The sequence below is a fragment of the Streptomyces shenzhenensis genome, assembly GCF_021462265.1.
Taxonomy (GTDB): Bacteria; Actinomycetota; Actinomycetes; order Streptomycetales; family Streptomycetaceae; genus Streptomyces; species Streptomyces shenzhenensis.
In genome coordinates, this window is the sequence record NZ_JAJONF010000110.1 from 1 (window position 1) to 5,953 (window position 5,953).

A 5,953-nucleotide genomic window follows, 5' to 3' on the forward strand; every position below is an offset into this window, starting at 1 on the left:
TTACCTGCCCAGCCCGTCCCAGGGCGTCTGGCATCTCGGGCCGATCCCGGTCCGCGCCTACGCGCTGTGCATCCTGGCCGGCATCTTCACCGCCGTATGGCTCACCGGACGGCGGTGGGAGGCGAGGGGCGGACGGCGCGAGGACATCGCGGACATCGCGATCTGGGCGGTGCCCTTCGGCATTCTCGGCGGACGCCTCTACCACGTGATCACCGACCCCGAGCTGTACTTCACCGCCGGCCGCCAGCCCCTGCACGCCCTCTTCATCTGGGACGGCGGCCTGGGCATCCCCGGCGCCGTGGCGCTCGGCGCGGTCGGGGCCTGGCTGGGCTGCCGCCGCCGCGGCATCAAGCTGTCCGACTTCGCCGACGCCGCCGCGCCCGGGCTGGTGCTGGCCCAGGCGATCGGCCGCTGGGGCAACTACTTCAACCAGGAGCTGTACGGCGGCCCCACCCACCTGCCGTGGGCGCTGTACATCGACCCGGCCCACCGGCCCGCCGACAGCGCCTCCGTCGCCCTCTACCACCCGACGTTCCTGTACGAGTCCCTCTGGGACCTCGGCGTCATGGCACTCCTGCTCTGGCTGGACGCCCGCCACCACCAACGCCTGCGCCGCGGACGCCTGTTCGCCTGCTACGTCCTCGCCTACACCACCGGCCGTGCCTGGATCGAGGCCCTGCGCATCGACCACGCCAACCACTTCCTCGGCCTGCGCCTGAACGACTACGTCTCCCTCATCCTGTTCACGGGCGCCCTGATCTACCTCATCGCCACCCGCAAGTCCCACCCGGAAGACGACGCGTCCTACCCGAGGCCAAACGACGGCAGTACGACGCCCGTACCGGCGCAGGCATCCGGCCATGAACAGCCATGACCGCGGCCCCGGACACCGAGACGTCACAGCCCCTTTCGGAGCGGCCGGATCCGGTTCGGCACACGGCCCGCTGCTGCCCACCCACCTGCGCTCGCCGGGCTGAGCCCGGAGGGATGCGCAGGTGTCTTGCCGCACCCTTCAGGTCAGCCGCTCTCTCCGGATTTGTTGTCACCCAGAGCGGGTTGTGATCGTCGACGGCAATGGGCAACTCCAGTGCGCTCAGCCTGCCCTGTTCGGTCCTCCTCGCCAGGCTGGGCGCACTATCGTCGCGCGCATGAAGGTCCGTCATAATGTTCGCGCGGTCCTGTTGGACGACGATCAGCTGGTGTTCCTGCACCGCAGATGGCCGGGCTGCCTGGCCTACCACACAACGGTCGGTGGAGGTGTCGAACCCTACGACCCCGGCCTCGAAGCGGCCCTGCGCCGCGAAGTCATGGAAGAACTCGGCGCCACGATAGGCCCTGCCACCGAGTTCCTGACCTTGACCGAGCCCGGCGAAAAGGTCACCGTCGTGCGGCACTATTTCCGCGCCGAGCTGCTGGATCTGGATCTGGACCGTCGCGGTGGTCCTGAACTGGACGATCCCGATACAGGCGACTTCGCACCGGTCCGGGTCGCGCCAGATGCGTCTGCCGTGACAGCGCTCGCGCTCCAACCGCCCGAACTCGTCGACTACCTGTGCAGGCATGCCAAGACGTGGGGCGTCGAGAGATAGCGATACTCGGCGGTCCCCACGGACCCCGGCGGCAGCGGCTGCCCACGGTCGGCCAATTGCACGACGCACGGTTGGCGTAGCAGCCTTGGCCGGGGGTTTTCAGTTTCCGAGTCATGCCCTCTTTGCGGCTGGCGGAGCGGGGACGAGACAATTTCCCACGGGAAGCCCCGCCTGTCCTCCTTCCTCTACGCGTCCGGCCCGCACGACTGCCGTGAACAACTCGCCCGGTGCGGGAAGAAGGACAGACATGACGATAAGACGTCCGTGGCCGACCTGGCCGGCCGAATGCGCGAAGGTGGTCGTCGGCGCCGTCGTCGCGGCCGCGCTGATCGTCGGTCTCGGCTGGGGCCGCCACGGCGGCTGGCGCCTGATCGGCTCGGCGGCCGCTGGACTGGCAGTGGCGACGGCGATGAGCGAGCTACCCACCCCGCGGAGCCACGAGGCAGCCGACCCGGGCGGCTCCGGCTCGGCCGACTCCGGATGACAATCTGAGCACGACTGGAGGGATGTCGACCATCGCCTCCGGCCAGCACGGTTGATCGCGTGCCTCACCGAAGAGCGGGACGACGCACTGGCTGCCGAACAACCGCCGCTTCCCTGCGCTTCTCCTCAGGGGGCCGTAGCAAGCCGGCGTGTCAGTGCCTGTGTCCCTACGGAGTCCCTCGCCCTCGCATCGCCCTCAACCGCCCCGCGGCGAACGCCGCATACGGCAGGCACGCACCGCCAGCCACCCCTGGCGCAGGGTGAGGATCAACCAGGCTCCGGCCAGCGCCCCCAGCCAGCGGCGATGGGTGGCCATACCGGCTGCCAGCACCCCCAGGGTGACCGCCAGATCGACCACGGTCAGTCCCACGTCACGCCTCCAGTGACGCGCGGCGGCCGGGGCATGATCACGGCTCCTCATCACAGATCCGCATGCCGGGCCCTGGCCCCGTTCCCGGCGGGAGAAGCCCACGCCGCGCCGAGGGCCAGCAGTGCGACGACCAGCAGGACGAGTGCGGCCTCCCGCCCGCCGCTCGTCCGGCCACCGAGGTGGAGGGCGAGGGTCACCAACGCCACCCCCAGGAGGTGCCCAGGCCACGGGCCATGTTGACCAGCCCGCCACCGGTTCCGGACGAGCGTGCGGGGATCGCGCTCATGCTCATGGTGTTGTTGGCCGAGGTGAAGGTGCCCAGCCCCAGTCCGCACAGGGCCAGGACCGGCACCAGCCAGGCGACGGTGAACACGCCGGCACCGAGCAGACAGCGACTGCGGTCCGTCATCGAGCGCGGCGGCAGCCGGTCACCGCCCGTCGCGGCCGGCGCGAACCCGGCGGGCAACGCGGTCAGCACGACCCCCGTAGCAAGCACCGAAGAACCCCGTGCGGCCAGCACGACCGGCACCAGCACCAGCTCCACCGCGAGGAGGGCGGCCCGGCGCCTTCTGCTCGGGTGTGGAGTCATCGGACTGGCCATGGCCTCCACTTTACATCGGTCTCAGAAATATTCTGCTACCATCCCATCGCGAGGCGCGCGGCATCGAGGAATGTCCATGACTCTTGCCGCGGGCCTCGTCCACAACCCACAGCTCTGGTGCCGTCAGGGGAAGCCATGACGATCGACCTGGACGAGGATGCCGCCATCCGGCGCGTCACCGAGCACCTCAAAACCGCATACCACGACCGCCGCACCCCTGACGAGATAGAGGTGGCGATCACCGAGGCCCGGGAGTGCTTCACCGCGCTGCCGGTTCGGACCTATGTACCCATCCTGGTCGAACGCAGGGCGCGACAGTTCCTGAGCCAAAGCGCCGGCTGAATCCCCACCGCGGCATGCCTTGCCAACCCGGAGAAGCCACACTCCGTTCCACCTTGTGATCACCTCCGGACCGGCATGGGCGAGGCCACGACTCACGGTCCCGCCCTGCTCACCGCGCCGCATCCGGGCCTGAACGGGGCCAAGAACGCAGGGTGATCTACTCGGCCTCCTGAGATATGCGCGTGGCCTTCTTCCGGGAGACAGGTCGGCGCGTCGCAAAGCTTCCTCAGCCTGACCTGCGGCATCACAAGCCGTCGCTATGCGGCTGGTCGGCGGGGGACCATCTGGTCGAGCCGGCCGTGCTTATGGCTCTCCTGATCTCCAGGACGGCATCTTTCACATGAGGGGCCTCCGCACATGCTCAGTACGTCTCAGCCGGGTGGTGCGGCTGATGGCCGGTGGCTACTGTGTGCACTCCGCGGGCTGGGGAGAGGCGGGCGAGGGTGGAAAGCGGTCTGCTGGGTGTGGTGCTGATTCACGGGTTCATGTCCGGCCCGAAGACATGGCGGCTCCTTGAGAAGCGGATCGAGGAGGACCAGTCGCTGGACTTCGCTCGTGTCCTGCCGTTCCAGTACGCAACTGGTATCAGGCGGTGGCACCCGCTTCGGGGATACCCGGACCTCGACACGGTGGCGGACAGTCTGAAGGAGTACTTGCGGACCGAGGCCGGCTCTTTCGAGCGCCTGGTGCTGGTGACGCACAGCATGGGGGGGCTGGTGGCGCAGTGTTGCATCACTCGAATGCTGGCCGACGGGAACGGCCCGGAACTGGCCCGCATCCGGCGGGTGGTGATGCTGGCCTGTCCCAACGAAGGCTCCGAACTACAGATGTCGCTGCGGCGAGGGGTGCTCGGCCCCGGTCATCCGCAGGAGTCGGCGTTGCGGCCGCTGAACACGAGGGTCGCCGATATTCGCCGGACCATCGTGCGGGACGTGCTGCATGCCACCGCTGTCCGCGATCGGACCTGCCCCATCGCCTTCTCCGTCTACGCCGGTGACAGCGACCGAGTCGTGTCCGCGGTCTCCGCCCGCTCGATGTTCCCCGACGCGGCAGCCCTGCCCGGCGACCATTTCACCATCCTGAAGACCACCACCCCCGAACACCGCACGTTCACCACTGTGCGCAGGCTGCTGCACGAGTCCGCGGCCGGTTCCGGGCAGGCTCGCGGCGCGCACCGCGTCGACGGTTCCGCCAACCCGTCGGCCCACTCCGGCGGCACCTTGCCCTGGACGGCGGCCGACGCCGTAGCGGGCGGAGCGGTCCAGGCCGTACCGGAGCCGCCGGCTGCAGCCCAACCCGAGGCCGAGCACCCGGCTGAACCCCCGCCACAGGCCGAGCCCCCGGATCGGTCTGCGGTGCGAGGCGTTCACCCCAGAGGGCCCGTGCTTCCGCACCACGGTGAACTCCGCAGGCGCTTCGAGGAGTTCGCAGACGTGATGCGCCGCCAGATCGATGACGAGAGCAGCCGAGACAAGGCCGCTGATCCGATCCTGATGCCGGTGCGCTGGTCCGTCACGGAGCGACACCCCGGCGACCACCCAGTCAACGTGTGGGGCGGGAGCGGTGGTGTTCTGCCATCACTGGAAACGGGTACGTCCGACACTCTGGCCGACCTGTTCGCGTCGATCCCCACCGGACGCATGGTCGTTCTCGGCAAAGGCGGCGCCGGCAAGACCGTGCTGGTCCGGGAGCTGGCCCGCAGGCTGTTGAACGACCGCGCCGACTCGGCGGTCCCGGTCCTCTTTCGCTTGCCGTCCTGGAATCCCGATCAGACCACGCTGCGGGACTGGATGGTCGCTCGCCTCGCCGAAGACTACCCGCCTTTGGGGGAGAAGATCGGTGACTCACAGCCTGTGCGATCCGTCGCTGTCTCGCTGGTGGACGGTCAGCACGTGCTTCCGATCCTCGACGGGTTGGACGAGGTCGCGCCACCGCTCCGCGCCATAGCCCTGCGCCGCATCAACGAAGCGCTGCGCTCCGGCGATCGCCTGGTCCTCACCAGCCGACCGACCGAGTACGCCGAAGCCGTCGGAGCCGGACGCGGGCTGGCCCTTGCGGCTGTCGTCGAGTTGCACGACCTCACGCCGGACGACCTGCGCGCGTACCTGCCGAGGACCACGCGCCCAATGGACCCTCGGCAGCCGGGCCGTACCAAGTGGGACCGGGTGCTCCGGCAGTTCGACGAGCTTGGTGCCACGGGTACACCGGTCCTCGGCGAGGTCCTGACCACGCCCCTGATGGCATCACTGGCCCGCGCGGTGTACAGCGAGACCCACGCCGATCCAGCTGAACTGCTGGACACCGAGGTGTTCCCGGACTCCGGGGCAGTCACCGACCACCTGCTGGACGCCTACGTGGACGTCAAGTACGACGACCCCTTGCCAGCCCCGGCCGACTCCGGACGCCCGCGGTGGCGGCCAGACGACGCCCGCCGGTGGCTCGGCTTCCTGGCAGTCATGATGTCGGCCCAGGAAGCCGACGAACTCGCCTGGTGGAAGCCACGCCAGTGGCGCAGCATGCGCCTGTTCAACTGGCCCGCCAACGGACTCATGATCCTGACAGGCATCC

The 5,953-nt window shown here is 69.1% G+C and carries 8 protein-coding genes; 5 read left to right on the forward strand and 3 right to left on the reverse strand.

The window, feature by feature from the left end; genetic code table 11:
- The 3 genes from lgt to LQ326_RS46685 form a co-directional block, all read left to right on the forward strand.
- On the forward strand, positions 1-874 hold an 874-nt coding region (lgt, locus tag LQ326_RS46675), incomplete at its 5' end, for a prolipoprotein diacylglyceryl transferase (RefSeq protein ID WP_234545291.1).
- Between the two features lie 274 nt (positions 875-1,148).
- Positions 1,149-1,589 (forward strand): NUDIX domain-containing protein, encoded by a 441-nt coding sequence (locus LQ326_RS46680; RefSeq protein WP_234545292.1) that lies wholly within the window; start codon positions 1,149-1,151, stop codon positions 1,587-1,589.
- Positions 1,590-1,836: 247 nt separating this feature from the next.
- Positions 1,837-2,073 carry a hypothetical protein gene (locus tag LQ326_RS46685; RefSeq protein ID WP_234545293.1) on the forward strand — a complete coding sequence of 79 codons (237 nt, stop codon included), beginning with the start codon at positions 1,837-1,839 and terminating at the stop codon, positions 2,071-2,073.
- 195 nt (positions 2,074-2,268) lie between these two features.
- Here the strand turns inward: LQ326_RS46685 and LQ326_RS46690 are convergent, their stop codons facing one another.
- From LQ326_RS46690 to LQ326_RS46700, 3 genes are read right to left on the reverse strand one after another with little or no spacing between them, the layout of a single operon-like run.
- Positions 2,269-2,442, reverse strand: coding sequence for a hypothetical protein (locus LQ326_RS46690; RefSeq protein ID WP_234545294.1), 174 nt, complete (start codon positions 2,440-2,442; stop codon positions 2,269-2,271).
- A gap of 50 nt (positions 2,443-2,492) precedes the next feature.
- Positions 2,493-2,639 (reverse strand): hypothetical protein, encoded by a 147-nt coding sequence (locus LQ326_RS46695; RefSeq protein WP_234545295.1) that lies wholly within the window; start codon positions 2,637-2,639, stop codon positions 2,493-2,495.
- Positions 2,636-3,043 carry an MFS transporter gene (locus LQ326_RS46700; RefSeq protein WP_234545296.1) on the reverse strand — a complete coding sequence of 136 codons (408 nt, stop codon included), beginning with the start codon at positions 3,041-3,043 and terminating at the stop codon, positions 2,636-2,638. Before LQ326_RS46700 ends, LQ326_RS46695 begins: the two co-directional genes overlap by 4 nt.
- 135 nt (positions 3,044-3,178) lie before the next feature.
- Here LQ326_RS46700 and LQ326_RS46705 point away from each other — a divergent pair, with 135 nt between their 5' ends.
- Both LQ326_RS46705 and LQ326_RS46710 read left to right on the forward strand, forming a co-directional pair.
- On the forward strand, positions 3,179-3,385 hold the full coding sequence (locus tag LQ326_RS46705) for a three-helix bundle dimerization domain-containing protein (protein WP_234545297.1): 207 nt from the start codon (positions 3,179-3,181) through the stop codon (positions 3,383-3,385).
- 485 nt (positions 3,386-3,870) lie between these two features.
- On the forward strand, positions 3,871-5,953 hold a 2,083-nt coding region (locus tag LQ326_RS46710; RefSeq protein ID WP_234545298.1), incomplete at its 3' end, for an NACHT domain-containing protein.